We start from the raw sequence: 23,275 nt of genomic DNA on the forward strand, positions 1-23,275 counted from the left end.
GGGTCTGTAAAGGTCAGAGACGGGTGCCTTCGGGCGCCCGTTTTCGTTTCGGAGCCTGTCCGCCCCTCAATCCAGCACGGCGGCCTTGAGCAGGCAGACCATGGTGGCGTGGGCGGGCTCGGTGGTGAGGTTGCGGATGACGTGGCGGCGGTCGCAGCGATAGCGCAGCGTCTCGCCGGCGCGGGCTGTCTCGATCACGTCGCCGCACTCCACCTGCAATTCGCCTGAGAGCACCGACAGGCACTCGACCGAGCCGCGCTGGTGGCCGTCGGAGATCAGCTCGCCGCCCGGCCCGGCGACGAAGTCGAACCATTGCAGCCATTCCACCGTCTTGATCCAGCCGGTGATGGTGAGGCGGCACTTGCCGTCCTCCGACACCAGGATCGGCGTGTCGGCGCGGGTGAGGTGCTCGACGAAGGGCTCGTCATCGGTCGCCGCCATGAAGCGGTCGATCGACATGTCGAGCGCCTGCGACAGCCGCCAGACGGTGGCGAGCGTCGGGTTGGTCTCGTTGCGCTCGATCTGGCTGATGATCGATTTGGCGACGCCGGACTGTTCGGAAAGCTCGGACAGCGAGAGATTATAGGCCTTGCGCAGGCGCTGGATGGTGCGGCCGAGCTGGCCGGTGATCGCCTGCGCCCCGGCATCCATGTCGCCCCGATCGAGGCTGCGCGTTCGGCCCGACATGCCGGCTCCCGTTTGGCTTATGAGACATGTATTTAGGTCGCCCGGGCCCACCCGCGCAAGCCGGCGCGAAAAAGCTGAGCCCGGGGGTCGGAAAGCACATGCGCGCGCGCCGTCGCGGGATTAAGCTCACCCCATGATGCAGAGCAACGCCCTTCCCACCTATGACGACGTGACCTCGGCCGCCGAACGCCTCGCCGGCGTCGCGGTGCGCACGCCGCTCCTCTCCTGCGCCCGGCTCGACGAGATCACCGGCGGGCGGGTGTTCCTGAAGCCCGAGCCGCTGCAGCGCACCGGCTCGTTCAAGTTCCGCGGCGCCTATAACCGCATCTCGCGCATCCCGGCCGATGAGCGCGCCGGCGGCGTGGTCGCCTGCTCCTCCGGCAATCACGCGCAGGGCGTGGCAGCAGCGGCGACGCTGATGGGCATGGCCTCGGTCATCGTCATGCCGAAGGACGCGCCGGCGATGAAGAAGGCGCGCACCATCGCCTTTGGCGGCGAGGTGGTGGAATATGACCGTGGCGTCGACGACCGCGACGCCATCGCCGGCGAGATCGCGCGGGCGCGCGGGGCGGTGTTCGTTCCGCCCTATGATGATTTCCACATCATCGCCGGGCAGGGCACGGTGGGGCTGGAGATCGCCGAGGATCTTCTTGCGCGCGGCCTGACGCCCGATCTGGTGATGGCCAACGCCTCCGGCGGCGGGCTGGTCTCCGGCATCGCTCTGGCGGTGAAGCACCATTTTCCCGAGGTGCAGGTGATGACGGCCGAGCCGGCCGGCTTCGACGATCATGCCCGCTCCTTCCGCTCCGGCGGGCGCGAGCGCAACAACCAGGCCACCGGCTCGATCTGTGACGCGCTGATGGCGGCGACGCCGGGACAGCTCACCTTCGAGATTTCCTCGCGGCTCGTCGGTGTCGGCGTTTCCGCCACCGATGAGGAAGTGGCGCGCGCGGTGGCCTTCGCCTTCGAGGAACTCAAGATCGTGGTCGAGCCGGGCGGGGCGGTGACGCTCGCCGCCGTGCTGGCGGGCCGCGTGGACCTCAAGGACAAGCTCGCCGTGCTGGTGCTGTCGGGCGGCAATGTCGACGCCGACACCTTCGCCCGCTGCCTCGCGGCAGCCTGAGGTTCACCCCGCCGCCGCGCGCGCCGTGGCATGGGCGCGGGCATGGGCGGATTCGATGTTGTGCAGGAACTGCTCGGTGCAGGCGCGCCAGGAAAAGCGCAGCGCGTAGTCCCGCGCCGCCGTGCGGTCGAGGGTGAGCGCGGTCAGCGCCGCCTGCCTGAGGTCGTCGCTCAGCACGCCGACGGCGGCCCCCGCCTCGCCGATCACATCCTGAGGCCCGGTGACCGGGAAGGCCGCGACCGGCAGCCCGCTCGCCAGCGCTTCCAGCAGCACGATGCCGAAGGTGTCGGTGAGGCTGGGGAACACGAACACATCCGCCGCCGCATAGATGCGGGCGAGCGCCTCGCCTTCCCGGAGGCCGAGGAAATGCACGCCGGGATGCCGCGTCTGAAGCTCGGCGCGGGCGGGGCCGTCGCCGACCACCACCTTGGAGCCGGGCAGGTCGAGATCGAGGAAGGCGGAGATGTTCTTCTCCACCGCCACCCGGCCGACCGAGAGAAAGATCGGGCGGGGCAGGGCGGCGACGAGCGCGTCCATTTCCGCTTCCGGGCGCGGGCGGAACAGCTCGGCATCGACGCCGCGCGACCAGCGCAGGATGTTATGGAAGCCGCGCCCGCGCAGCTCTGCTTCCAGCGTCGGGGTGGAGACCATGATGCCGGCGCCGGCATTGTGGAAGCGGCGCAGCCAGGCATAGGACAGCACTTCCGGCACCGGCGCGCGGGCGGAGAGATATTCGGGAAAGCGCGTGTGGTAGCTGGTGGTGAAGCTCTGCCCGCGCGAGAGGCAGGCGCGGCGCGCCATGATGCCGATCGGCCCCTCGGTGGCGATGTGAACGTAATCGGCGCCGATCTCGTCCATCCGCCGGCGCACCCGGCCCGGCGTCGCCAGCGCCAGCCGGATTTCCGGGTAGGTCGGCATCGGCACGGTGCGGAAATCGGCGGGGGTGAGGAAATCGATGCGGGCGCCGAGTTTCTCGGCTTCGCGCGCCGTGTTCTGCAGCGAGCGGACGACGCCGTTGACCTGCGGCAGCCAGGCATCGGTGGCGACGAGAATGTGCATCAGGCGGCGACCTTCGGCCGTTCGAGCAGCAGCGGCGCCTTCACCCGCGCCCGTGTCTGGCGCGCCCAGTCGATCAGCTCGAAGCGCCCGTCGGCATGTTCGACGATCGCCGTGCAGCTTTCCACCCAGTCGCCGCAATTAATGTACTCGACGCCGAAGCTGTCGTGAATGACCGCGTGGTGGATGTGGCCGCACACCACCCCGTCCACCTTGTGGCGGCGGGCCTCGGTGGCGACCGCTTCCTCGAAGCGGCCGATGAAATTGACCGCGTTCTTCACCTTCAGCTTGGCCCACTGGCTCAGAGACCAATAGGGAAAGCCGAATTTGCGGCGGGCCCAGTTGAGATAGGTGTTGAGGCCGAGCGCGGCGGTGTAGGCGCCGTCGCCGAGGAAGGCGAGCCAGCGGGCGTGGCGCACCACCACGTCGAACACGTCGCCATGGATGACGAGGTAGCGCTTGCCATTGGCGGCTTCGTGGATCGCCGTTTCGACCACTTCGATGCCGCCGAAATGATTGCCGTAGTAATCGCGGAGGAATTCATCGTGGTTCCCCGGCAGATAGACCATGCGGGTGCCCTTGCGGCTCTTGCGCAGCAGCTTCTGCACCACGTCATTATGGCTCTGCGGCCAGTACCAGCCGGCGCGCAGCCGCCAGCCATCGACGATGTCGCCGACGAGATAGATGGTGTCGGCATCGTGATAGCGCAGGAAGTCGAGCAGCAGATCGGACTGGCAACCCTTGGTGCCGAGATGGACATCGGACAGGAACAGGCTGCGGTAGCGGCGTGCCTCGGGTGCGTCGTTCACCTCGGAAGCCCCCTCGATCAGGCCCGCAAATGGGCTGGGCAATGTCTCCATGGGGAAAGCATAAGCCCGACTCGCATCACGCTTTTATGACGATGCTGCGCTGCACCGGGCGCCCGGCCGATCAAAGAAGCGTCAGAGGAACAGCATCACCACGCTTGCCGCCACCAGCGCCGCCATCGCGTAGTTCACCAGCCGCTGCTGGCGCGGGGTCGACAGCAGACGGGCGAGCATCGCGCCGAAGCCGGCCCACAGGCACAGGCTGGGAAAGGTGACGAGGCCGGAGACGAGCGCGATCATCGCCACTTCGGCGAACAGATCGTCGCCGCCCACCGTGGTGAAGGCCGGCACGATGGAAAGCGCGATGGTCCACGCCTTCGGGTTCACCCACTGGAACAGTGCCGATTGCAGCAGCGTCATCGGCTTTTCCACCTCGGCGCCGCCGCCCGGCCCGCCGGCATGGGCGATCTTCCAGGCGAGGTAGAGCAGGTAGAGCGCGCCGACGATCTTCAGCGTCTGGTGCATATAGGGGATGGCGAGGAACAGCGTGCCGAGACCGAGGCCGATCGCCACCACCATGACCGCGAAACCGACCGTGACGCCCCAGATTTGTGGCAAGGTGCGGCGAAAGCCGAAGGCGGCGCCGGAGCCGGCCGAAATCATGTTGTTCGGCCCGGGGGTGAGCGCGCCGGCGAGCGCGAACAGGAACAGCGGCAGAAGCTGGGAGGACAGCGGCACGGGCATTCCTCGGGCGGTGGGCCGGAACGGCGGGCCAGAGCTAGAGCGTTTTCGAGCGAAGTGGATACCGGTTCGCGTGAAGAAAACGCGATAAAACAAAGAACTAGATCATTCACCGTTTCCATGAACGGTGAATGATCTAGGCCGTCCACCCGCTCGCCGCAACCCGGAAAGGCCGCCAGCACAAACGAAACCGCCGGCCCCTCCCAGAGCCGGCGGCGAAGAGGCAGCGGCCGGGCACGCGGCCCGGCGGCTCAATGCGCGACGAACAGCGGCGCGGGCGGATCGACCAGCAGCGAGGCGGTGACGCCGCCGAGGATCATTTCCGCAAGGCGCGAGCGGCTGTAGATGCCCATCACCAGTAGGTCGGCGCCGAATTTCTGCGTCTCCTGCGGGATGATCGTCGTGGCGGAGCCTTCCGCGACATGGCGGTGCTTGGCATTGACGCCATGGGTGGCGAGATAGGCGGCAAGCTTGGCGCCCGAGGCGGCGACATCGGTCTTCGCCTCCTCCACGGTCAGCACTTCCACCTCGTCCGCCAGAGCGAGGATCGGCAGGGCGAAACGCACGGCATGGCCGGCCTCGCGCGAGGGCTTCCACGCCACCAGCACCTTGCCGAGCCGGCCCGGCACCTTCTTGCCGGTCGGCACCACGATGACGGGGCCGTTGCAGGCGAGGGCGAGATGCTCGGGCAGGGTGGCGGCGAGTTCGTCGTCCACCGTGCCATAGCGGGTCTCGCTGACGATGGTGACATCGGAGAAGGTGATTTCATCGCGCAGGGCGGTGGTGACCTCGCCTTCCACCGTGTGCCAGACGCCGGTGACGCCGGCTTCCGCGACGGCGCCTTCGAACTGTGCCTTGAGGGTCGCTTCCTTCTCCTTCGCCTCGCGCACCAGCTCGTTCACATAGATGGACAGCGCCCGTCCGACGCGGGGAACGCCAGCGGGATAGAGCGTGTAGACCGCCCGCAGCTGACCGCCGGTCTGGCGGGCGAGGCCGATGGCGAAGGCCAGACGGTCATTGAAGCCCGAATCGGGGGCGGCGTGCAGCAGGATGGTACGGATGGACATGGCGTTTCTCTCTCCTGACGGCTGTGCCTTTTGACGTAGGGTCATTCGTGCAGAATGAAAATGCGGGAAACCACGATCCGCAACAGGCATTAGCCCTTCATCCTGCCGAGGCTGTCCCATCACGAGCGCGCGAACAGGCTTCTGCGCCGATTGCCATCTTACCGCCGGCCAATAAGGTCGGCCGGCGCGCGCGCCTTCCCGGCGCGTGAATGAGGGAGCATTTCATGGTTCGCCGACTGACGGTTGCGCTCGCAGCCGGCATGATCACCGCCTTTGCCGCCACGCTGGCGGTCGCCCAGGCCGATGTCGTCAAGGAGCGCCAGGCGCTGCTGAAGCAGTTTGGCGATGCCACAAAGCCGGTCGGCGGCATGCTGCGCGGCAGCGTCCCGTTCGATCTCGCCCAGGTGCAGGCGGCGCTCGATCTCTATGTGAAGAACGCCAAGGAACTGCCGGCGCTGTTCCCGGAAGGCTCCGGGCCGGGCAGTGACGCGCTGCCGGCGATCTGGACCAACAAGGCGGATTTCGATGCCCGCTTCGCCAAGCTCGGCAGCGACGCCGCCGCGGCGCGCGCGGCGATCACGGATGAGGCCAGCTTCAAGGCCAATTTCCCCGGCGTGATCCGCAATTGCGGCGCCTGCCACGACAGCTACCGGCAGAAGAATTGACCGGCGCGCCGCTCTCCTCTCCCGCGCAGGCGCTGCTGGCGTGGGACCTGCCGACGCGGCTGGCGAAATGGAGCCTGGCCGCGCTGGTCGGGCTCGCCTTTGTCAGCCGCTATTACGGCGACGCCGGGCTGGTCTGGCACCAGTGGAACGGTCTTGCCATTCTCGTCGTGCTGGTGTTCCGGCTTTTCTGGGGGGTGGTCGGCGGCTCGACGGCGCGCTTTGCCGGCTTTCTGCGCGGCCCGCGCGCGGCGCTGCGCTATGTCACCTGCCTGCTCAAGGGCCGGCCGCAGCATTTTCTCGGCCATAACCCGCTCGGCGGCTGGGTGGTGATGGCGTTGCTGGGTCTGGTGGCGGCGCAGGCCCTCACCGGCCTGTTCACCAGCGATGACATCATCGTCTATGGCCCGATGACGCCCGTGGCGAGCGAGGAGACCATCCGCGCCGCCTCGGTCTGGCACCAGCGGCTCTATCCCTATCTGCTGGCGCTGATCGGCCTGCATGTGGCGACCAACATCGCCTATTCGCTGTTCGGCCGCGACAATCTGATCCGCGCCATGATCACGGGTACCAAGCCGTCCGCCGCCTATGCCGATCGGGCACCGGCGACGCCGGGAGGGATCTGGCGGGCGCTCGCCTGCCTTGTGCTGGCGGTGGTCGTGGTCTTCGGCGGTATCGCGCTGGCGGGAGGGCACCCCTTCCCCTGATGTTTAAGCCTTTCGGCGCGCTTGCGGGGCGCCGGCAACCATGCTCCATGGCGACCCCATGAACGCGCTCAAGGGCATCGCGCTGCAGGTCGGCGCGACGTTCCTCTTCACCATCATGTCGGCCCTCGTCCGCATCGTCTCGGATCATGTTCCGACGGGCGAGATCGTCTTCTCGCGCTCGTTCTTCGCGCTGTTTCCGCTGCTCGCCCTGCTGGCCTGGCGGCGGGAGATCGGGGCGGCGGTGCGCACGGCCAACCCGCTCGGCCACATCGCGCGCGGCACCATCGGCGTCTGCGCCATGGGGCTGAGCTTCGCCGCGCTGGCGCGCATCCCGCTGGCGGACGCCACCGCCATCGGCTTCGCCGCGCCGCTGCTCACCGTCATGCTGGCGGCGCTGCTGCTGCGCGAGCGGGTGCAGGCCTATCGCTGGGCGGCGGTGGTGGTGGGGCTGGGCGGGGTGGTGGTGATGCTGTGGCCGCACATGCAGGGCTCGTTCGACACGCCCGGCCATCTGTTCGGCGCGCTGTTCGCGCTCATGGCGGCGGCGTTCACCGCGGGGGCGATGGTGCAGGTGCGCCGGCTCACCCAGACGGAGACCACCGCCTCGATCGTGTTCTATTTTCAGGCGCTGGCCGCGCTGGCGGGCCTCGCCACCGCCGGCTGGGGCTGGGTGCTGCCGAGCGGGCGGGAAGGGGCTCTGCTGCTGACCATCGGTTTTATCGGCGGGGTCGGGCAGATTCTGCTGACCGAGAGCTACCGCTACGCGCCGGCCTCGGTGGTGGCGCCCTTCGCCTATTCCGCCATGCTGTGGTCGCTGCTGCTCGGCTTCATCCTCTTCGCCGAGGTGCCGCCGTTCCTGGTTCTGCTCGGCGGCGCCATCGTCATCGGCGCCGGCCTGTTCGTCATCTGGCGCGAGCGCCAGCTCGGCATCGACCGGACGCAGGACGAAGCGGCCTCGACCCCGCCCGCCGCGCCGGCGCCCTGAAGCGTTCAGAACGCCTTGAAGGTGATCAGCGTGCGTGTGTCCTGGATGCCCGGGAACAGCTGCACCTTCTCATTGACGAAATGGCCGATATCGGTGCCCTCGGGCACGTAGAACTTCACTAGCAGGTCGAACTCGCCGGCGGTCGAATAGATCTCCGAGGCGATCTCGGCGTCGGCGATGGCGTTCGCCACCTCATAGGCGCGGCCGAGCTGACATTTGATCTGCATGAAGAAGGGAACCATGGCGGTCTTCCGGCTGAACGCGGGGAGGCCGATAGGAAACAGAAGGCGGACCACGGCGCAACCCCCGCCGTCCCGTGGCGCGACCACGTCTTGCGCACGCGCGCGTCCTCGCCTATCTCGCGGCAGACGATCACGTTGGGGTGCCCAAGGCGCGCAGGCGCTCCGGGCTGAGAGGCGAAGACGGGCTGAAAGGCGCGTCGCCAACCCACGAACCTGATCCGGGTCATGCCGGCGGAGGGAACGGATCGCGCGTGCCGGGGGCCGGTCTCCCGTCGCGACGCTTCCACCCCGCACGGCGAGGGGAGGCGTAGCATGGCAGGCTCCACACCGATTGCGGTGACGATGGCGGGCTCGGACAGCGGCGGCGGCGCCGGCATCCAGGCCGATCTCAAGACCTTTTCCGCGCTCGGCGTCTATGGCGCCAGCGTCATCACCGCGCTGACCGCGCAGAACACGCGCGGCGTCACCGGCATTCACGACGTGCCGCCCGCCTTCATCGCCGCGCAGATCGACGCCGTATTGTCCGATCTCGCGGTCGATGCGGTGAAAATCGGCATGCTCTCGCGCCCCGAGGCGATCACCGAAGTGGCGTCGGGCCTCGTGCGGCACGGCGTGTCGGCGGTGGTGCTCGATCCCGTGATGATCGCCGCCTCCGGCGACCGGCTGCTGGTGCCGGAAGCCATCGACACGCTGCGCCGGGAATTGCTGCCGCAGGCGCTGCTGATCACGCCGAACCTGCCGGAAGCCGCCGCGCTGCTGGAGGCGGCTCCGGCGGAAGACCTCGCCAGCGTGCGCGCACAGGCGCAGCTGCTGCTGGCGATGGGCCCGCGCGCCGTGCTGATCAAGGGCGGGCATGGCGAGGGGCCGGACAGCATCGACGTGCTGCTCGATTCGGACGGCTTCGTGGAGTTCACCGCGCCGCGCATCGTCACCCGCAACACCCATGGCACCGGCTGCACGCTGTCGTCCGCCATCGCCGCCGGCCTCGCCAAGGGGCTCGGCCTGCGCGAGGCGGTGGCGGCGGCGAAGGACTATCTGACCAAGGCGCTGGCCCGCTCGGAAGAACTCGCCATCGGCCAGGGCCACGGGCCGGTGCACCACTTCCACGCCTGGTGGTGAGCACGCCGATGGTGCGGCGGCGCGCGGCCTGCTAAGCCGGGCGACGCCTCCGCGAGCCGCCCCCCGTGCCCCTCATCGCCCCCCGCCACGCCATCGCCGCCGTCTATGCCGGGCTGTTCTTCGGCATCGGCGTGTTCATGCCGTTCTTTCCGGTCTGGCTGGAGGGGCGGGGCTTCGACGCGGCGATGATCGCGCTGGCGCTCGCCGTGCCGCAGGTGGTGCGCCTCGTCACCATGCCGCTGGGCGGCCTGCTGGCGGACCGCAGCGGGCGCCCGCGCGCGACGCTCATCGTCTATGCCGCCGCCACCGCCCTGTGCTTCGCCGGCATCGCTTTCGCCCCCAGCGCGACCTTCATCCTCATCGGGCTCGGCCTCGCCGCCGTGTTCTGGCAGCCGAGCCTGCCGGTGCTTGACGCCTATGCGGTGGCGCGCCGGCGCGAAGGGCTCATCGATTATGGAAGGGTGCGATTGTGGGGCTCGGCGGCCTTCATCGGCGGCAATTTGCTGGCCGGCGGCCTGCTCGGCGGGGCGTTTCTCGTCGCGGTGCCGCCGGACACGGTGATCTGGCTGATCGCCGGGGCGAGCATTGCGGCGGCGCTGGCGGCGGCGACCCTGCGCGAGGTGCGCCCGGCACCGCATGAGACGGCGCGGCCGAGCGGCTTTGCCCTCGCCGGTCTCGCGCCGGTGCTGTTCGTCGGCATGGCGGCGGCGGCGCTGGTGCAGGGCTCGCACGCCGTGCTCTACGCCTTCGCCTCGCTGATGTGGCAGGGCAAGGGGCTGTCCAGCACGCTCATCGGCCTGCTCTGGTCGCTCGGCGTGCTGGCGGAGGTGGTGCTGTTCCACTACGGCACGCGCGTGACGCGCCGGCTGGGGCCGGAAAGACTGCTGCTGATCGGCGGGCTGGCCGGGGTGCTGCGCTTCGCCGTCATGGCGACGGACCCGCCGCTGCTGCTCCTCCTCCTCTTGCAGCCGCTGCACGCCTTCACCTTCGGCTGCACCTATCTCGGCGCGGTGGAACTCGTCGCCCGCCATGCCCCGCCCGGGCGCGGGGCGAGCGTGCAGGCGCTGGCGGCCTGGGCAACGGCGATCGCCATGGCCGGCGCGACGCTCGCCGCCGGCCCGCTCTGGCAGGCTTTCGGCCCCGGCGCGTTCTTCGCCTCAAGCGGGCTGGCGCTGGCGGGAACCGGGCTCGCGCTCGTCGCCGGACGGCTGCGTCAGCCCCACAGCGCGGGTTCGGGCGGATAGACGCGGCTGCCCTCATAGCGCAGCGCCGGGGTGCGGTCGGCCGCCAGCAGCAGCGGGCCGTCGAGATCGACGAAGCGCGCCAGCGGCGCCAGCAGCAGCGCCGGCGCCATGGCAAGCGAGGTGCCGACCATGCAGCCGACCATGATGTCGAGCCCGGCCGTCTGCGCGGCGCGGGCGAGCAGCAGCGCCTCGGTCAGCCCGCCGGTCTTGTCCAGCTTGATGTTGAGCGCGTCATAGCGCCCGGCGAGCGCGTCGAGGCTTTCCAGCCCGTGCGCGCTTTCATCGGCGCAGACAGGCACCGGGCGGGCGATGGCGGCGAGACGGGCATCGTCGGCGGCAGGCAGGGGCTGTTCCACCAGTTCGACCCCGACCTTTGCGCAGGCGGCGAGATGGGCCTCCAGGCTGTCGCCCGTCCAGCCCTCATTGGCATCGACGATCAGCCGCGCCTGCGGCACCGCCGCGCGGATGGCGTTGAGGCGGGCGACATCGCCCTCGGCGCCGAGCTTCAGCTTGAGCAGTTCGTGCCCCGCTTCCTCGATGGCCGCGCGCGCCGCCTGCGCCATCGCTTCCGGCGTGTCGAGGCTGAGCGTGTAGGCGGTGACCACCGGCTGCGGCGCCGGCAGTCCGGCCATCTCGAAGGCGCGCATCCGCGCCCGCTTGGCGTCGAGGTCCCACATCGCGCAGTCAATGGCGTTGCGCGCCGCGCCGGGCGGCAGGACGCTCATCAGGTCCTCGCGCCGCAGCCCCTCCGCGACCAGCGTTTTCAGCGCCGCGAGCTGGGCGACGACCCCCTCCACGCTCTCGCCATATCGGGCATAGGGTACGCATTCGCCCCGCCCGACATGGGCCCCGTCGCGCAGCTCGACGGTGACGACGGCGGCCTCGGTCTTGGAGCCGCGGGCGATGGTGAAGGTGCCGCGTATGGGAAAACGCTCGGCGGTGATGAGAAGATCGGTCATGGCGGAAGCCGTCCGGAGGGAGAATCGCACCGCCCATGATAAGGTCGGGCGCGCCCCGCCGGGCGTCGCCGCGAAAGCACACCCGACGCGATTAAGTCGTCGCGCTGCCGTCATTAATCCCGAATCGCCGCCGGCTCTCTCGACGGCTGCGGCACCCCCCGCTAGAAACGCGGAGCGAGTTCTGGTGGCGGCGTCGCGGCCGTGGCGTGGTCGTGTCCGCAGGGAGGGTCATCTTGGGAGCTGCTGAAGCGCCGCTTCTGGCCACCGCCCGCAATGGCCGCGAACTCGTGTTCGTGGGCAATGGCCGCTGGGTGGCCGGGCAGGGCCGTGCGCTGGAAGGCTCCGTGGATGCCGCCCTCGCCGAGGTGGCTTCCGGCGCCAGCGAAACCGCGCGCATCGACCTTTCCGGCGTGCGCAGCCTCGACACGCTCGGCGCCGTGGTGCTCGACCGGCTGCTGCAGGCGCTCGACAAGGCGAACATCCGGTTCCAGATCGTCGGGCTGGAACGCCGCTTCCGCCCGCTGCTCGACGACATCATCAAGGGCAGCCACGCCCATCCGCCGCGCCGGCGGAAGGTGAACCCGATTCTCGGCGGTATCCAGCTCATCGGCAAGACGATGGCGTCGACGGCCGAGGACGGGCTGGCGCTGCTCTCCTTCATCGGCGCGGTGGTGGCGGCGCTGCTGCGGGTGCTGGTGCGCCCGCTCAGCTTCCGTTTCACCTCGATGATCTATCATCTGGAGCGGACGGGGCTGCGCGCGGTGCCGATCGTGGCGCTGATCACCTTCCTCATCGGCTGCATCATCGCCCAGCAGGGCATCTTCCATTTCCGCAAATTCGGCGCCACCACCTATGTCGTCGACATGGTGGGCATTCTCACCCTGCGTGAACTCGGCGTGCTGATCGTTTCGATCATGGTCGCCGGCCGTTCCGGCAGCGCCTTCACCGCCGAACTCGGCTCCATGCGCATGCGCGAGGAGGTCGACGCGCTGCGGGTCATGGGGTTCGATCCCAATGAGGTGCTGGTGCTGCCGCGTTTGATCGCGCTCATCATCGCCGTGCCGCTGCTCACCTTCATCGGCAATATGTGCGCGCTGTTCGGCGGCGGGCTGGTGGTCTGGCTCTATGGCGGCATCTCGCCGGAAATCTTCATCACCCGGCTGCAGGAGGCCATCGCGCTGAACACGTTCGAGGTCGGCATGATCAAGGCGCCGTTCATGGCGGCGATCATCGGCCTCATCGCCTGCATGGAGGGCATGCGGGTAGGCGGCAGCGCCGAGTCGCTCGGCGCCCACACCACCGCCTCCGTCGTGAAGGCCATCTTCCTGGTGATCGTGGTGGACGGGCTGTTCGCCATGTTCTTCGCCGCGATCGACATGTGAGGGCGGCGATGCAGATGGACAGCGCAACCCAGGCTTCCAATGGCGCGATCCCCGAAGTGGCGCCGGGCGAGCCGATCATCCATGTCCGCGACCTCGTGGTCGGCTTTGGCGAGCGCACCATTCTCAAGGGACTGTCGCTCGATGTGATGCGCGGGGAGATTCTCGGCTTCGTCGGCGCGTCCGGCGGCGGCAAGTCGGTGCTCACCCGCACCATTCTCGGCCTGGTGCCCAAGCGCGCCGGCACGGTGGCGGTGTTCGGGCAGGATCTCGACGGCCTGACCTTCGAGGGCCGCCGCGCGCTGGAGCAGCGCTGGGGCGTGCTGTTTCAGCAGGGGGCGCTGTTCTCCTCGCTGAGCGTGCGGCAGAACATTCAGTTTCCGATGCGCGAATATCTCGATCTGTCGCAGGGGCTGATGGACGAGCTCACCATCGCTAAGCTCGAAATGGTCGGCCTGACCGCCGATGCGGCGGAAAAGGCGCCTTCCGAGCTTTCCGGCGGCATGATCAAGCGCGCGGCGCTGGCGCGGGCGCTGGCGCTCGACCCGGAAATCCTGTTCCTCGACGAGCCAACCTCGGGCCTCGACCCGATCGGCGCTGGCGAGTTCGACGAACTGATCGCCACGCTGCAGCAGACTTTGGGGCTGACCGTATTCATGGTAACCCACGATCTCGACAGCCTGCACACGGTCTGCGACCGCATCGCGGCCCTCGCCGACGGCAAGGTCGTGGCGGTGGGGCCGATCGACACCATGCTGGCGTCGAAGCACCCCTGGGTTTCGGCTTATTTCCACGGAAAGCGGGCGCGCGCCGCCGGCTTCGGTTCTGAGGGGGCGCGCTGAGGAGATCATGGAGACACGCGCCAATTACACGATCATCGGGCTGTTCACCCTGGCCGTCGTCGCGGCGGGGTTCGCCTTTGTCTGGTGGTTCACCGGCTCGGCCAGCCGCGGGCCGCGCACCTCCTATGATGTGGTGTTCAGCGGTGTGGTGAGCGGGCTGCAGACCGGTTCGGCCGTCACCTTCAACGGCATTCCCGTCGGTGAAGTGACGGCGCTGCGCCTCGACGCGCAGGATCCGCGCAAGGTGATCGCCCGCATCGCGGTGCAGCCGGACACGCCGATCAAGTCCGACACCCGCGCCACGCTGGATTCGCAATTGCTCACCGGCCTCGCCTCGGTCGGCCTCGTCGGCGGCTCCACCCAGGCGACGCCGCTGCCCGCGCCGGCGGAAGGGCAGTTGCCGCGGATCGACGCCGACACCTCGGCGGTGCAGGACCTGATGCGCACGGCCCGCGAGGTGCTCGGCCGCGTCAACGACATCGCCATCCGCGTCGACGATCTCGTCAAGGCCAACGACGCCAAGATTTCCTCTGTTATCGACAATGTCGACAAGTTCACCACCGCCCTCGGCGAGAACTCCGGCAATATCGACACCTTCCTCAAGGAAATGGGCGGCGCGGCGAAGCGCATCTCCTCGCTGGCTGAGAATCTCGACAAGCTGGTGGTTTCCGTCGACCCGGAGAAGCTCGGTAATACCGTCAACGATATCAGCGCCTTCACCGCCCAGCTCGGCACCATGGCCGACAAGGTCAACGTGATCCTCGACAATGTGAACGCGATGACCACGAGCGAGGAAGGCAAGGGCATGTTCAACGAGATTTCCGGCGCGGCCGCCGAAGTGCGCAAGCTCGCCGCCAATCTCGACACCCGCACCGCCGAGCTTTCCGCCAATCTCAACAAGTTCACCGGGCCCGGCCTGCGGCAATACGAGGCGCTGGCGGTGGACGGACGGCGCACGCTGGGCGAAATCGAGCGTGTGTTCCGGAATTTCGAGCGCAATCCGCGCCAGTTCATCTTTGGCGGGTCGAACGTACCCAGCTACAATGGGCGCTAGGCGATGGGGCGCCAGATGATGGGAATTCGGAAAGCCGAGGACGGGGGCAGGGGCGTTCGCGTGAGTTGTGACGAGATGGGCGCCCGCACCGCCGGGCGCGGGATGCGGCCGGGCCGGGTTGCCGGCACGGTCGGACTGCTGATGCTGGCGCTGTCGCTCGGCGGCTGCGGCACGCTGCTGTCCGGCGGCGACAAGGCGGTGCCGACCTTCGATCTCAGCGCCCCCGCCGATTTCAACGCCCCGCGTCGTGGCACCGGCCTGCTGGTGGTCGGCCCGCCCACCGCGCTGGCCGTGCTCGACACCGAGCGGATCGTGGTCGAGCCGCAGCCTGGGCAGATTACCTATCTCGACCAGGCGCAGTGGAGCGACCGGCTGCCGGCGCTGTTCCAGGCGCGGCTGATCGAATCCTTCGAGAACGGCAACCGCGCCCGTTCGGTCGGCCGGGCCGGTGACGGCCTGAACGCCGACTACACCCTGCTGTCGGATCTGCGCGCCTTCGGCATCCGCACCTATGATGGCGGGCCGGTGGCGGTGGTCGAGGTGTCGGTCAAGATCGTCGGCGCCAGTTCGGGCCGCATCGTCGCCGCACAGGTGTTCACCGCCCGCGCGCCGGCGGCCTCGACCAGCGGGCCGGACGCGACGGCGGCGCTCGATCAGGCCTCGGACCAGGTGTTCGTCGAGCTGGTGCGCTGGGCGTCCAGCCGGTTCTGAGCCGGCGCGGCCCCCGCTGGCGCTGGCCCCCAACCCTCGCCCTAGATGCAAAAAAGCCCGGCTTGCGCCGGGCTTTTTCATTCATCGGACAATCGACCGTGTGGATCAGAACTTGTAGCTGATCGCGGCGCGGACGATGTTGCTGGTCAGGTCCGCCTTGGCGCTGACATAGCTGCCCGGGGCGCCGGCGAGATAGGTGGTCACGTTGGTGTCCCCGAGGTCGACATAGAGATATTCGCCGCGCAGGATCCAGTTGTCGGTGAGGGCGTATTCGAGGCCGGCACCCAGTGTCCAGCCGGTGTTCACCTTGTCATAGGAGCCTGACGCAGCGGTGGTGAAGTCCGGCGCGCCGGCGCCGTTGAGCCCCATCACCGTGGTCGAGCCGCTCACCTTGCCATAGGCGAAGCCGCCGGTGCCGTAGACCAGCAGGCGGTCGAAGGCGTAGCCGAGGCGTGCGCGCACGGTGCCGAACCATTCCAGCTCGGCGCTCGTCTGGTAGTAGGGGCCGTCCACCGTGGCGTAGAAGGAGCGGCTGTCCTCGGCGCCGGTCCACTGGAAATCGGCCTCAATGCCGACCACCACATTGTTGGTGAACTGATAGTTGTAGCCGATCTGGCCGCCGGCGACCCAGCCATCCATGTTGCCGAACTTCACGTCGTTGCCGGCATAGAGGCCGCCCGGCGTATAGACGCCGCCGAGGCTGTCGAAGAACAGGACATCGGTCGCCTTGGAATCGCCCCAGCCATAGCCGGCATTGCCGCCGAGATAGAAGCCGGTCCAGGAGAAGGCCGGCACGAACACCTGCACGGGCTCAGCCTTGACGGGGTAGGGCAGGTCGGCGGCGAAGCTGGCGGTGCCGGTGGCCAGCAGGGCGGCCGCGCCGAGAAGCAGCGAGCGGTTCATGGGGTTCTCCAGGGTGAACGAACTGCCGGGATAATGACATTGCCGGCAATAGGTTCGGCCGTGGGTGAATACCCCGCGCGTTGTTCCGGGTGGTGTGTCGGAAATGCGACACTCATGGTTGCTTGGTACCATTCCCGGCCAGGATTGGCCCTCCCAGGCCTCCGACGGACGAAAAAAGGCGCGGCTTGCGCCGCGCCCTTTCGTAAGTCGAGAGAGAATGGACCCCGAGGAAGTCCATGCCGCCACCTGAGCCGGGCTTGCCCGGCTCAGATACTCAGCGAAAAGCAGGGGCGTATGGACCCCCGAGGAAGTCCATGCCGCCACCTGAGCCGGGCTTGCCCGGCTCAGGCACTCAGCGAAAAGCAGGGGCGTATGGACTTCCTCAGAAGTCCATGCCGCCCATGCCGCCCATGCCGCCGCCGGGCATGGCGGGGGCCGCGCCGCCCTTCTTCGGAATGTCGGCGATCATCGCTTCGGTGGTGATCAGCAGCGAGGCCACCGAGGCCGCGTTCTGGATCGCCGAGCGCAGCACCTTGGCCGGATCGATGACGCCGGCCTTGTACATGTCGACATATTCGCCGGTCTGGGCGTTGAAGCCGAAGGCGTAGTCGCTCTTCTCCAGGATGCGGCCGACGATCAGCGAGCCGTCTTCGCCGGCATTGCTGGCGATCTGGCGCGCCGGGTACTGCACCGCCTTGCGGACGATGTCGACGCCGGTCTTCTGGTCCGCATTGGCGGTGACGACGCCGTCCAGCGCCTTGAGCGCGCGCAGGAGGGCCACGCCGCCGCCCGGCACCACGCCTTCTTCCACGGCCGCGCGGGTCGCGTGCAGCGCGTCGTCAACGCGGTCCTTCTTTTCCTTCACTTCGACTTCGGTCGCGCCGCCGACGCGGATCACCGCGACGCCGCCGGCGAGCTTGGCGAGGCGCTCCTGCAGCTTCTCGCGGTCGTAGTCCGAGGTGGTTTCCTCGATCTGCGCCTTGATCTGCGCGACGCGGTCCTCGATGTCCTTCTTGGCACCATTGCCGTCGACGATGGTGGTGTTCTCCTTCTCGAGCACGACCTTCTTGGCGCGGCCGAGCATGGCGAGCGTCACGGTGTCGAGCTTGATGCCGAGATCGTCGGAGATGGCGGTGCCGCCGGTCAGGATCGCGATGTCCTGCAGCATGGCCTTGCGGCGATCACCGAAGCCGGGAGCCTTCACCGCCGCGACCTTCAGGCCGCCACGCAGCTTGTTGACGACGAGCGTGGCGAGCGCCTCGCCCTCGATGTCCTCGGCGATGATCAGCAGCGGCTTGGAGGTCTGCACCACCGCTTCGAGCACCGGCAGCAGTTCCTGCAGGCCCGAGAGCTTCTTCTCGTGGATGAGGATGTAGGGGTCCTCGAACTCGACCCGCATCTTCTCGGCATTGGTGATGAAGTAGGGGGAGAGATAGCCACGGTCGAACTGCATGCCTTCGACCACGTCGAGCTCGGTCTCGGCGGTCTTGGCTTCCTCGACGGTGATCACACCCTCATTGCCGACCTTCTCCATCGCCTCGGCGAGGTACTTGCCGATCTCGGCGTCGCCATTGGCGGAGATGGTGCCGACCTGGGCGATCTCGGCGTTCGAGGTCACCTTGCGGGCGTTCTTCTTGATGTCGGCGACGATCGCCTCGACCGCGAGGTCGATGCCGCGCTTGAGGTCCATCGGGTTCATACCGGCGGCGACCGACTTGGCGCCTTCCTTCACGATGGCCTGGGCCAGCACGGTGGCCGTGGTGGTGCCGTCGCCGGCGAGGTCGTTGGACTTCGAGGCCACTTCGCGCACCATCTGCGCGCCCATGTTCTCGAACTTGTCTTCGAGCTCGATCTCCTTGGCGACGGTGACGCCGTCCTTGGTGATGCGGGGAGCGCCGAAGCTCTTCTCGATCACGACGTTGCGGCCCTTGGGACCGAGCGTGACCTTGACGGCGTTGGCGAGGATGTCGACGCCGCGCAGCATCTTCTCGCGCGCGTCGCCAGCGAACTTAACTTCTTTGGCGGACATGAATCTTTACTCCGGTGATGCGTTGCGAGCAGCGGGAAGAGGCTGGCTCAGGCGGCCTTCTTGGAAGCGGCGACGCCTTCGAGCACGCCAAGGATGTCGGACTCCTTCATGATGAGGTAGTCGACGCCGTCGATCTTGACCTCGGTGCCCGACCACTTGCCGAACAGCACGCGGTCGCCCGCCTTCACATCGAGGGGGACCAGCTTGCCGGCCTCGTCGCGGGCCCCGGGGCCGGCGGCGACGACTTCGCCCTGCGAGGGCTTTTCCTTGGCCGTATCGGGAATGATGATGCCGCCCGCGGTCTTCTCTTCCGCTTCGATACGCTTGACCACCACGCGGTCATGCAGGGGACGGAACTTCATCGGCTCTCTCCAATCGTGAACGATCGTTTGATCCTGCCACCGCGCCCGCCAGCCCGGACGGCATGGGGTATCGCGCGGTGCCGTGCGACATCTAGGCGCCGGGGAAAGGGGGCGCAAGGTGCGGGCGGCAAAAAATTGGCAGTCTCGGAAAGAGAGTGCCAATGCGGGCCGGTCGGCGCTGTCAGCACTCCGTCGCATATGCTGCTAATGCATTGATTTTGAACGTTTATTGCGATTTTTAACCTTGCCGCGCCGTCGTGCCGGCGGCACACTTCCCTCTCGTCACGAAAGGAGGTTCCGCATGACCGATCATGAAGGTTCGTCGCGTGGTGTTGCGTCGCCGGCCGCGACGGAGGGGGCAGGGGGGCATGTCTCGGCGGATTTCCGCCGTCAGCTGGAGGGCTACGGTCTCACCACCGCCCATATCCTGTACCGCATGCCCGACCATCCCGGCATTCTGCAGAGCTTTCTCTGGCAGCATTACGACCTCTGCCCGCATTTCCCCGAGCTGAAGCGCTTCCTGGATTTCTGGGCGCGCGAGCTGGAGGGCCCGCTGCACTCCGTGCGCGTGGCGCATGCGCGGCTCATCGGGCCAGCCGAGCTGCGGCGGGTGGACAGCGAGTTCCGGCTGAACTGAGGCCGGGCGACCTGCCCTTCTTTTGAGCGTGCCTGCCCTCTTCTTGCCGCGCGCGACGTGCTATGAGCGCGGAAGAGGGGGCCGGCCCGGCGCCCGAGGAAAGTCAGGCAGCTGGTCACGCTGGTGGATCATCGTTCTCCCCGCACGTCGGAATTGCTCTCGGCGATCGTCACCGCCCATTCGGCGGAGCGCATCGGCGTGGGCGAGATCGTGCACGCGCTGCGCAACCGCGCCTTCGGCCTGTCCATCCTGCTGCTCGGCCTGCCGAACTGCCTGCCCATGCCGCCGGGCCTGCCGGTGCTGTGCGGCATTCTGCTCTGCCTTGTCGGCGGGCAGATGCTGCTGGGGCGCGACGAGCTGTGGCTGCCGCGCTGGCTCGCCAACCGCACCATTTCCCGCGCGCTGCTGGAGAAGATCGTCAATGGCTCGCTGAAGCTGATCCGCCGCTTCGAGAGCTATTCGCGCCCGCGCTTGCCCTATTTCTCCTCGCCCTCGGCGCGCTTCGTGCTCGGCGGGTTGGTGGTGGTGCTCGGCCTGCTGCTGCTGCTGCCGATCCCCATCTTCGGCAACCTGCCGCCCGGCATCGCCGTGGTGATTCTCGGCCTCGGCCTCGTGGAGCGCGACGGCGTGTTCATTCTCGCCGGCGTGGTGGCGACGCTGGTCAGTTTCGGCGTGATGGGCCTGCTCAGCTGGCTGCTGTTCCAGGGCGCGCTGGCGGTGTTCTGATCCCTGCGCGGCAGCCGTTCGGGCTCATAACGTCCGGTTGCATTTTGCCAGTTGCATCTTAAAGTACCTCTTCTATCGCACGCGATGTCGGGGGGCACGCATGGCAACGGACCTTCGCCTTGGGACGGGAGCGGGGCCTCTGCCGGCCCCAGCACGCAAGCGGCTGATCCTCTGCCTGGACGGTACATGGAACACGGCCGACACCGAAGAGATCACCAACATTGTCCGGCTGCGCGACATGTTGCAGCCCGGCATCGTCGATGGGGTCGAGCAGCGCATCTATTATGATGAAGGTGTCGGCACACAGGGCGGCCTCGACAAATATATCGGTGGCGGCATGGGGCGGGGGCTCGATGTCAATGTGCGTCAGGCCTATCGCTTTCTCTCGCAGTTCTACGAGAGCGGCGACGAAATCTACATTTTCGGCTTTTCGCGCGGCGCCTTCACCGCGCGCAGCGTCGCCGGATATATCGGCGCTGCCGGACTTCTGCTGCGGGACAACTGCACGCGTGAGAATGAGGAGGCAACTTGGCTGCATTACCGCACCGACACCAAGGACCGCTATCCCAAGGACGGTCTTCGGCTCGCTGAGCTGTGCCACCGCGATCTGCGCATCCGGGTGCTGGGGGTGTTCGATACGGTCGGTTCGCTGGGGATCCCGCTCGATGCCGCCGATTGGCTCACCGGCCGCCGAAGCAAGTACCAGTTTCACGACACGACGCTGTCGTCGATCATCGATCATTCCCTACATGCGCTGGCGATCGACGAGATGCGGCGCTTCTTCCCGCCCTCGCTCTGGCAGGTGCCGCAGCACGCCAACTACACCACCGTCGAACAGGTCTGGTTTCCCGGCGTCCATTCCGACATCGGCGGCGGCTATGGCGAGGGCGGCGTCGGCGCGGTGACGCTGGACTGGATGCTCAACCGTATCGACCGGCTCAATGCCAATGCCGTGCAGGCCTCGCTCACCTTTCGACCCGGCCACCGGACGGCCCCGTCGGGCACTGCGCCGATTGCGATTCATGAATCCCGCCATGGCTTGCGGTCGATACGCAGCAATTGGAAGCCGTCGCTGCGGGTGATCGCCCAGCAGCGACCGCCAGACACGGGCTACACGCTGGCCGCGCTTCCCCCGCATGCCAAGCCGCTAGGGGAATATGTGCATCTGTCGGCGCTGGAGAGGCTGACAGGGGGCAAAAATGCTGAGGGGAAGGCCTATCGGCCGCGCAATCTGGCCTTCGCGCTCGAACAGTTCTTCGCGCCGGCGCATGTGGCGCTGGATCATCCCGCGGTGGATCTCGGCTTCATGGGCGGGCATGGCCCGCTCGACTGGCTGAACGACCCGTCCGCCTTCGCCACGCTTGAGAGCGCGTTGCCGCCGGATCATCGCCCGGCTCTGGCGACGGCACGAGCGAACTGGGCCCCCCCGCCGCCGCCGCCGTAGAGCGCGCCCTAGCGCGCCTCACCCCCGCCCGACAAAGGGCGCGCTGCTGGCCATGATGGTCATGGTGAGGATGTTCGCGTCGAGCGGCAGGCTGGCCATATGCGCCACGGCGCGGCCGGCATGGGCGGGGTCGAAGGTCGGTTCGACCATGATCTGGCCATTGGCCTGCAGGATGCCGGTCTTCATCTTCACCGCCATGTCGGTGTCGGCATTGCCGATGTCGATCTGGCCGCAGGCGATGTTGTGGGCGCGGCCTTCCAGCGCCACCTGCTTGGTCAGGCCGGTCACCGCGTGCTTGGTGGCGGTGTAGGGGCCGGTCAGCGGGCGCGGGGCGTGGGCCGAGATCGAGCCATTATTGATGATGCGCCCGCCCTTGGGGTCCTGTGACTTCATCAGCCGCATGGCGTGCTGGATGCACAGGAACACGCCGGTGAGGTTCACATTCACCACATGCTGCCAGTCGGCCAGCGGCACGTCCTCGATCGGCGTGGCAGGCGACCAGCCGCCGGCATTGTTGAACAGCACGTCGAGCCGGCCGAAGCGCGCCGCCACCGCCTCGAACAGCGCGGCCACCGAGGCGGGGTCGGAGACATCGGCGGTGATGGGATGGCCCCGGCCCTCCATGGCTTCCGCCACCGACTCCAGCGGCGCGGCGCGCCGGCCGGCGAGCACCACGGTGAAGCCGGCCTCGCCGAGGGCGAGCGCGGCGGCCTTGCCGATGCCGGTGCCGGCGCCGGTGACGAGGGCGATGCGGTCGGCGTTCATGTGATCCTCCCAATTGTGGCGCGGCGCGATCTCGGGTCAGGAACCCTGAAGCAATTCCGGCGTTGTCAAGGCGAACACCACGTCACCAACGCCGGAGGACAGTGCGATGCCCGCGATTCTTATGTGGCTTATCGGTATTCCGATTCCGATCATCATCATTCTTTATCTCCTCACCTGACGGTGACGAGAACGGTTACATGCCTCATCTTGTGGCATAACCGTGAAAGGGGCTGCACGCGAGACACGCGGGCGGCCCTTTTCGCATGAGGGCCCCGCTTAGCGCCCATAGGGCGGGCGGGGGATCGAGGTGTGCGCCGCCCGCAGCGCCGCCGACCAGCGCTCGCGCAGATCGTGGAAATAGGGCTCGCCCGGCTCGATCCGGTAATTGAGCTCGGCCTGCGCGCCGTCCCGCCGCGCGACCAGAATGTCGATCGGCATGCCGACGCCGAGATTCGAGCGCATGGTGGAATCCATGGAGATCAGGCCGGATTTCAGCGCGTCGTAGAGGTCGGTTTCAAAGGTGATGGAGCGGTCCAGCACCGGCTTGCCATATTTGTGCTCACCGATCTGCAGGAAGGGCGTGTCGCTGGTGCATTCGATGAAATTGCCGGCGGCATAGATCATGAACAGCCGCATCCGCCCGCCATTCACCTGACCGCCGAACAGGAACGACACGTCGAAGCGCAGATCCGCTTCCTTCAGCGCCGCGCCATAGAGCTCATACACATGGCGCACCGCCCGGCCCACCAGCTGCGTCGCGCGGAACATGCTGGTGCAGGTGGACAGCGTCTCCTTCGCCCCCGTCTCCGGGTTCTCCAGCCCCTCCTGCAGCGTGCTGATCACCGCCTGCGAGATCGAGAGATTGCCGGCGGTCGACAGCGCCAGCACATGCCGCCCGGGCTCCTCGAACACGTGGAGCTTGCGGAAGGTCGAGACATTGTCGAGGCCGGCATTGGTCCTCGTATCGGCGATCATGACGAGGCCGTCACGCACCAGAATGCCGCAACAATAGGTCATGAAAGGCA

At 67.8% G+C, this 23,275-nt stretch carries 26 protein-coding genes; 13 read left to right on the forward strand and 13 right to left on the reverse strand.

What is annotated here, in order from left to right:
- Positions 1-66: 66 nt before the first annotated feature.
- Positions 67-687 (reverse strand): helix-turn-helix domain-containing protein, encoded by a 621-nt coding sequence (locus K9D25_RS14105; protein WP_244376152.1) that lies wholly within the window; start codon positions 685-687, stop codon positions 67-69.
- A 133-nt stretch (positions 688-820) separates the two neighbouring features.
- Here K9D25_RS14105 and K9D25_RS14110 point away from each other — a divergent pair, with 133 nt between their 5' ends.
- Positions 821-1,810, forward strand: a complete 990-nt coding sequence (locus tag K9D25_RS14110) for a threonine ammonia-lyase (protein ID WP_244376154.1) — start codon at positions 821-823, stop codon at positions 1,808-1,810.
- A gap of 3 nt (positions 1,811-1,813) precedes the next feature.
- Here K9D25_RS14110 and K9D25_RS14115 read toward each other — a convergent pair whose 3' ends face one another.
- The 4 genes from K9D25_RS14115 to K9D25_RS14130 all read right to left on the reverse strand — a co-directional run bounded on the left by K9D25_RS14115 (position 1,814) and on the right by K9D25_RS14130 (position 5,480).
- Complete coding sequence (locus tag K9D25_RS14115; RefSeq protein ID WP_279613741.1) at positions 1,814-2,869, reverse strand: glycosyltransferase family 4 protein; 1,056 nt, start codon at positions 2,867-2,869, stop codon at positions 1,814-1,816.
- Positions 2,869-3,726, reverse strand: a complete 858-nt coding sequence (locus tag K9D25_RS14120; protein ID WP_244376156.1) for a UDP-2,3-diacylglucosamine diphosphatase — start codon at positions 3,724-3,726, stop codon at positions 2,869-2,871. Before K9D25_RS14120 ends, K9D25_RS14115 begins: the two co-directional genes overlap by 1 nt.
- 81 nt (positions 3,727-3,807) lie before the next feature.
- A complete protein-coding gene (locus K9D25_RS14125) occupies positions 3,808-4,410 on the reverse strand; it encodes a LysE family translocator (protein WP_244376158.1) in 603 nt (200 codons plus the stop codon).
- Positions 4,411-4,664: 254 nt separating this feature from the next.
- Positions 4,665-5,480 (reverse strand): universal stress protein, encoded by an 816-nt coding sequence (locus K9D25_RS14130; RefSeq protein ID WP_244376160.1) that lies wholly within the window; start codon positions 5,478-5,480, stop codon positions 4,665-4,667.
- Positions 5,481-5,704: 224 nt separating this feature from the next.
- Between K9D25_RS14130 and K9D25_RS14135 the strand changes: the two genes are divergently transcribed.
- The 3 genes from K9D25_RS14135 to K9D25_RS14145 are packed head-to-tail and all read left to right on the forward strand — an operon-like array spanning position 5,705 to position 7,834.
- Entirely contained in the window at positions 5,705-6,145 is a 441-nt protein-coding gene (locus K9D25_RS14135) for a c-type cytochrome (protein WP_244376162.1), read from the forward strand.
- Entirely contained in the window at positions 6,142-6,849 is a 708-nt protein-coding gene (locus tag K9D25_RS14140; RefSeq protein WP_244376164.1) for a cytochrome b/b6 domain-containing protein, read from the forward strand. Before K9D25_RS14135 ends, K9D25_RS14140 begins: the two co-directional genes overlap by 4 nt.
- 58 nt (positions 6,850-6,907) lie before the next feature.
- Positions 6,908-7,834, forward strand: coding sequence for a DMT family transporter (locus K9D25_RS14145; RefSeq protein WP_244376166.1), 927 nt, complete (start codon positions 6,908-6,910; stop codon positions 7,832-7,834).
- A 5-nt stretch (positions 7,835-7,839) separates the two neighbouring features.
- Here the strand turns inward: K9D25_RS14145 and K9D25_RS14150 are convergent, their stop codons facing one another.
- A complete protein-coding gene (locus tag K9D25_RS14150; protein WP_018391378.1) occupies positions 7,840-8,076 on the reverse strand; it encodes an Lrp/AsnC ligand binding domain-containing protein in 237 nt (78 codons plus the stop codon).
- A gap of 312 nt (positions 8,077-8,388) precedes the next feature.
- Between K9D25_RS14150 and thiD the strand changes: the two genes are divergently transcribed.
- Both thiD and K9D25_RS14160 read left to right on the forward strand, forming a co-directional pair.
- Positions 8,389-9,195: a bifunctional hydroxymethylpyrimidine kinase/phosphomethylpyrimidine kinase gene (thiD, locus tag K9D25_RS14155; RefSeq protein WP_244376168.1), complete on the forward strand. Its 807-nt coding sequence runs from the start codon at positions 8,389-8,391 to the stop codon at positions 9,193-9,195.
- A gap of 65 nt (positions 9,196-9,260) precedes the next feature.
- Entirely contained in the window at positions 9,261-10,439 is a 1,179-nt protein-coding gene (locus tag K9D25_RS14160) for an MFS transporter (protein ID WP_244376170.1), read from the forward strand.
- On the opposite strand, the gene dgcA is transcribed toward K9D25_RS14160, so the two are convergent.
- A complete protein-coding gene (gene dgcA, locus K9D25_RS14165) occupies positions 10,409-11,398 on the reverse strand; it encodes an N-acetyl-D-Glu racemase DgcA (protein WP_244376172.1) in 990 nt (329 codons plus the stop codon). The genes K9D25_RS14160 and dgcA overlap by 31 nt on opposite strands.
- 233 nt (positions 11,399-11,631) lie before the next feature.
- Between dgcA and K9D25_RS14170 the strand changes: the two genes are divergently transcribed.
- Genes K9D25_RS14170 through K9D25_RS14185 form a run of 4 tightly spaced genes read left to right on the forward strand, consistent with a single transcriptional unit; the run spans position 11,632 to position 15,384 of the window.
- Positions 11,632-12,780, forward strand: coding sequence for an ABC transporter permease (locus K9D25_RS14170; RefSeq protein ID WP_244376174.1), 1,149 nt, complete (start codon positions 11,632-11,634; stop codon positions 12,778-12,780).
- A gap of 14 nt (positions 12,781-12,794) precedes the next feature.
- Positions 12,795-13,619: an ABC transporter ATP-binding protein gene (locus K9D25_RS14175; RefSeq protein ID WP_244376176.1), complete on the forward strand. Its 825-nt coding sequence runs from the start codon at positions 12,795-12,797 to the stop codon at positions 13,617-13,619.
- A gap of 7 nt (positions 13,620-13,626) precedes the next feature.
- Positions 13,627-14,673, forward strand: coding sequence for an MlaD family protein (locus K9D25_RS14180; protein WP_244376178.1), 1,047 nt, complete (start codon positions 13,627-13,629; stop codon positions 14,671-14,673).
- Between the two features lie 60 nt (positions 14,674-14,733).
- The gene (locus K9D25_RS14185; protein WP_244376180.1) at positions 14,734-15,384 is read left to right on the forward strand and encodes an ABC-type transport auxiliary lipoprotein family protein; all 651 of its coding nucleotides are present in this window, start codon (positions 14,734-14,736) and stop codon (positions 15,382-15,384) included.
- 105 nt (positions 15,385-15,489) lie between these two features.
- Here the strand turns inward: K9D25_RS14185 and K9D25_RS14190 are convergent, their stop codons facing one another.
- The 3 genes from K9D25_RS14190 to groES form a co-directional block, all read right to left on the reverse strand.
- The gene (locus K9D25_RS14190; RefSeq protein ID WP_244376182.1) at positions 15,490-16,287 is read right to left on the reverse strand and encodes an outer membrane protein; all 798 of its coding nucleotides are present in this window, start codon (positions 16,285-16,287) and stop codon (positions 15,490-15,492) included.
- A 382-nt stretch (positions 16,288-16,669) separates the two neighbouring features.
- Positions 16,670-18,316: a chaperonin GroEL gene (gene groL, locus K9D25_RS14195; RefSeq protein ID WP_244376184.1), complete on the reverse strand. Its 1,647-nt coding sequence runs from the start codon at positions 18,314-18,316 to the stop codon at positions 16,670-16,672.
- 47 nt (positions 18,317-18,363) lie between these two features.
- The gene (groES, locus tag K9D25_RS14200) at positions 18,364-18,678 is read right to left on the reverse strand and encodes a co-chaperone GroES (protein WP_244376186.1); all 315 of its coding nucleotides are present in this window, start codon (positions 18,676-18,678) and stop codon (positions 18,364-18,366) included.
- Positions 18,679-18,979: 301 nt separating this feature from the next.
- Between groES and K9D25_RS14205 the strand changes: the two genes are divergently transcribed.
- The 3 genes from K9D25_RS14205 (at position 18,980) to K9D25_RS14215 (ending at position 21,485) form a co-directional block, all read left to right on the forward strand.
- A complete protein-coding gene (locus K9D25_RS14205) occupies positions 18,980-19,315 on the forward strand; it encodes an usg protein (protein WP_244376188.1) in 336 nt (111 codons plus the stop codon).
- 123 nt (positions 19,316-19,438) lie between these two features.
- Complete coding sequence (locus K9D25_RS14210; RefSeq protein ID WP_244376190.1) at positions 19,439-20,041, forward strand: exopolysaccharide biosynthesis protein; 603 nt, start codon at positions 19,439-19,441, stop codon at positions 20,039-20,041.
- Positions 20,042-20,141: 100 nt separating this feature from the next.
- The gene (locus tag K9D25_RS14215; RefSeq protein ID WP_244376192.1) at positions 20,142-21,485 is read left to right on the forward strand and encodes a DUF2235 domain-containing protein; all 1,344 of its coding nucleotides are present in this window, start codon (positions 20,142-20,144) and stop codon (positions 21,483-21,485) included.
- 18 nt (positions 21,486-21,503) lie between these two features.
- Here K9D25_RS14215 and K9D25_RS14220 read toward each other — a convergent pair whose 3' ends face one another.
- From K9D25_RS14220 to K9D25_RS14225, 3 genes are all read right to left on the reverse strand, one after another.
- Positions 21,504-22,250, reverse strand: a complete 747-nt coding sequence (locus K9D25_RS14220) for an SDR family oxidoreductase (RefSeq protein ID WP_244376194.1) — start codon at positions 22,248-22,250, stop codon at positions 21,504-21,506.
- 36 nt (positions 22,251-22,286) lie between these two features.
- Positions 22,287-22,409, reverse strand: a complete 123-nt coding sequence (locus K9D25_RS24945) for a hypothetical protein (protein WP_279613742.1) — start codon at positions 22,407-22,409, stop codon at positions 22,287-22,289.
- A gap of 117 nt (positions 22,410-22,526) precedes the next feature.
- Entirely contained in the window at positions 22,527-23,267 is a 741-nt protein-coding gene (locus K9D25_RS14225; protein WP_244376196.1) for a proteasome-type protease, read from the reverse strand.
- Between the last annotated feature and the right edge of the window lie 8 nt (positions 23,268-23,275).

Origin of the sequence: Ancylobacter polymorphus (assembly GCF_022836935.1) — a bacterium.
GTDB lineage: Bacteria > Pseudomonadota > Alphaproteobacteria > Rhizobiales > Xanthobacteraceae > Ancylobacter > Ancylobacter polymorphus_A.

Excerpts from the sequence above, each read along its gene's own strand:
- K9D25_RS14105 (WP_244376152.1), bottom strand. The coding sequence starts at position 687 with ATGTCGGGCCGAACGCGCAGCCTCGATCGGGGCGACATGGATGCCGGG.
- K9D25_RS14110 (WP_244376154.1), top strand. The coding sequence starts at position 821 with ATGATGCAGAGCAACGCCCTTCCCACCTATGACGACGTGACCTCGGCC.
- K9D25_RS14115 (WP_279613741.1), bottom strand. The coding sequence starts at position 2,869 with ATGCACATTCTCGTCGCCACCGATGCCTGGCTGCCGCAGGTCAACGGC.
- K9D25_RS14120 (WP_244376156.1), bottom strand. The coding sequence starts at position 3,726 with ATGGAGACATTGCCCAGCCCATTTGCGGGCCTGATCGAGGGGGCTTCC.
- K9D25_RS14130 (WP_244376160.1), bottom strand. The coding sequence starts at position 5,480 with ATGTCCATCCGTACCATCCTGCTGCACGCCGCCCCCGATTCGGGCTTC.
- K9D25_RS14135 (WP_244376162.1), top strand. The coding sequence starts at position 5,705 with ATGGTTCGCCGACTGACGGTTGCGCTCGCAGCCGGCATGATCACCGCC.
- K9D25_RS14145 (WP_244376166.1), top strand. The coding sequence starts at position 6,908 with ATGAACGCGCTCAAGGGCATCGCGCTGCAGGTCGGCGCGACGTTCCTC.
- K9D25_RS14150 (WP_018391378.1), bottom strand. The coding sequence starts at position 8,076 with ATGGTTCCCTTCTTCATGCAGATCAAATGTCAGCTCGGCCGCGCCTAT.
- thiD (WP_244376168.1), top strand. The coding sequence starts at position 8,389 with ATGGCAGGCTCCACACCGATTGCGGTGACGATGGCGGGCTCGGACAGC.
- dgcA (WP_244376172.1), bottom strand. The coding sequence starts at position 11,398 with ATGACCGATCTTCTCATCACCGCCGAGCGTTTTCCCATACGCGGCACC.
- K9D25_RS14175 (WP_244376176.1), top strand. The coding sequence starts at position 12,795 with ATGGACAGCGCAACCCAGGCTTCCAATGGCGCGATCCCCGAAGTGGCG.
- K9D25_RS14180 (WP_244376178.1), top strand. The coding sequence starts at position 13,627 with ATGGAGACACGCGCCAATTACACGATCATCGGGCTGTTCACCCTGGCC.
- K9D25_RS14190 (WP_244376182.1), bottom strand. The coding sequence starts at position 16,287 with ATGAACCGCTCGCTGCTTCTCGGCGCGGCCGCCCTGCTGGCCACCGGC.
- groL (WP_244376184.1), bottom strand. The coding sequence starts at position 18,316 with ATGTCCGCCAAAGAAGTTAAGTTCGCTGGCGACGCGCGCGAGAAGATG.
- groES (WP_244376186.1), bottom strand. The coding sequence starts at position 18,678 with ATGAAGTTCCGTCCCCTGCATGACCGCGTGGTGGTCAAGCGTATCGAA.
- K9D25_RS14205 (WP_244376188.1), top strand. The coding sequence starts at position 18,980 with ATGACCGATCATGAAGGTTCGTCGCGTGGTGTTGCGTCGCCGGCCGCG.
- K9D25_RS14215 (WP_244376192.1), top strand. The coding sequence starts at position 20,142 with ATGGCAACGGACCTTCGCCTTGGGACGGGAGCGGGGCCTCTGCCGGCC.
- K9D25_RS14220 (WP_244376194.1), bottom strand. The coding sequence starts at position 22,250 with ATGAACGCCGACCGCATCGCCCTCGTCACCGGCGCCGGCACCGGCATC.
- K9D25_RS24945 (WP_279613742.1), bottom strand. The coding sequence starts at position 22,409 with ATGATGATGATCGGAATCGGAATACCGATAAGCCACATAAGAATCGCG.
- K9D25_RS14225 (WP_244376196.1), bottom strand. The coding sequence starts at position 23,267 with ATGACCTATTGTTGCGGCATTCTGGTGCGTGACGGCCTCGTCATGATC.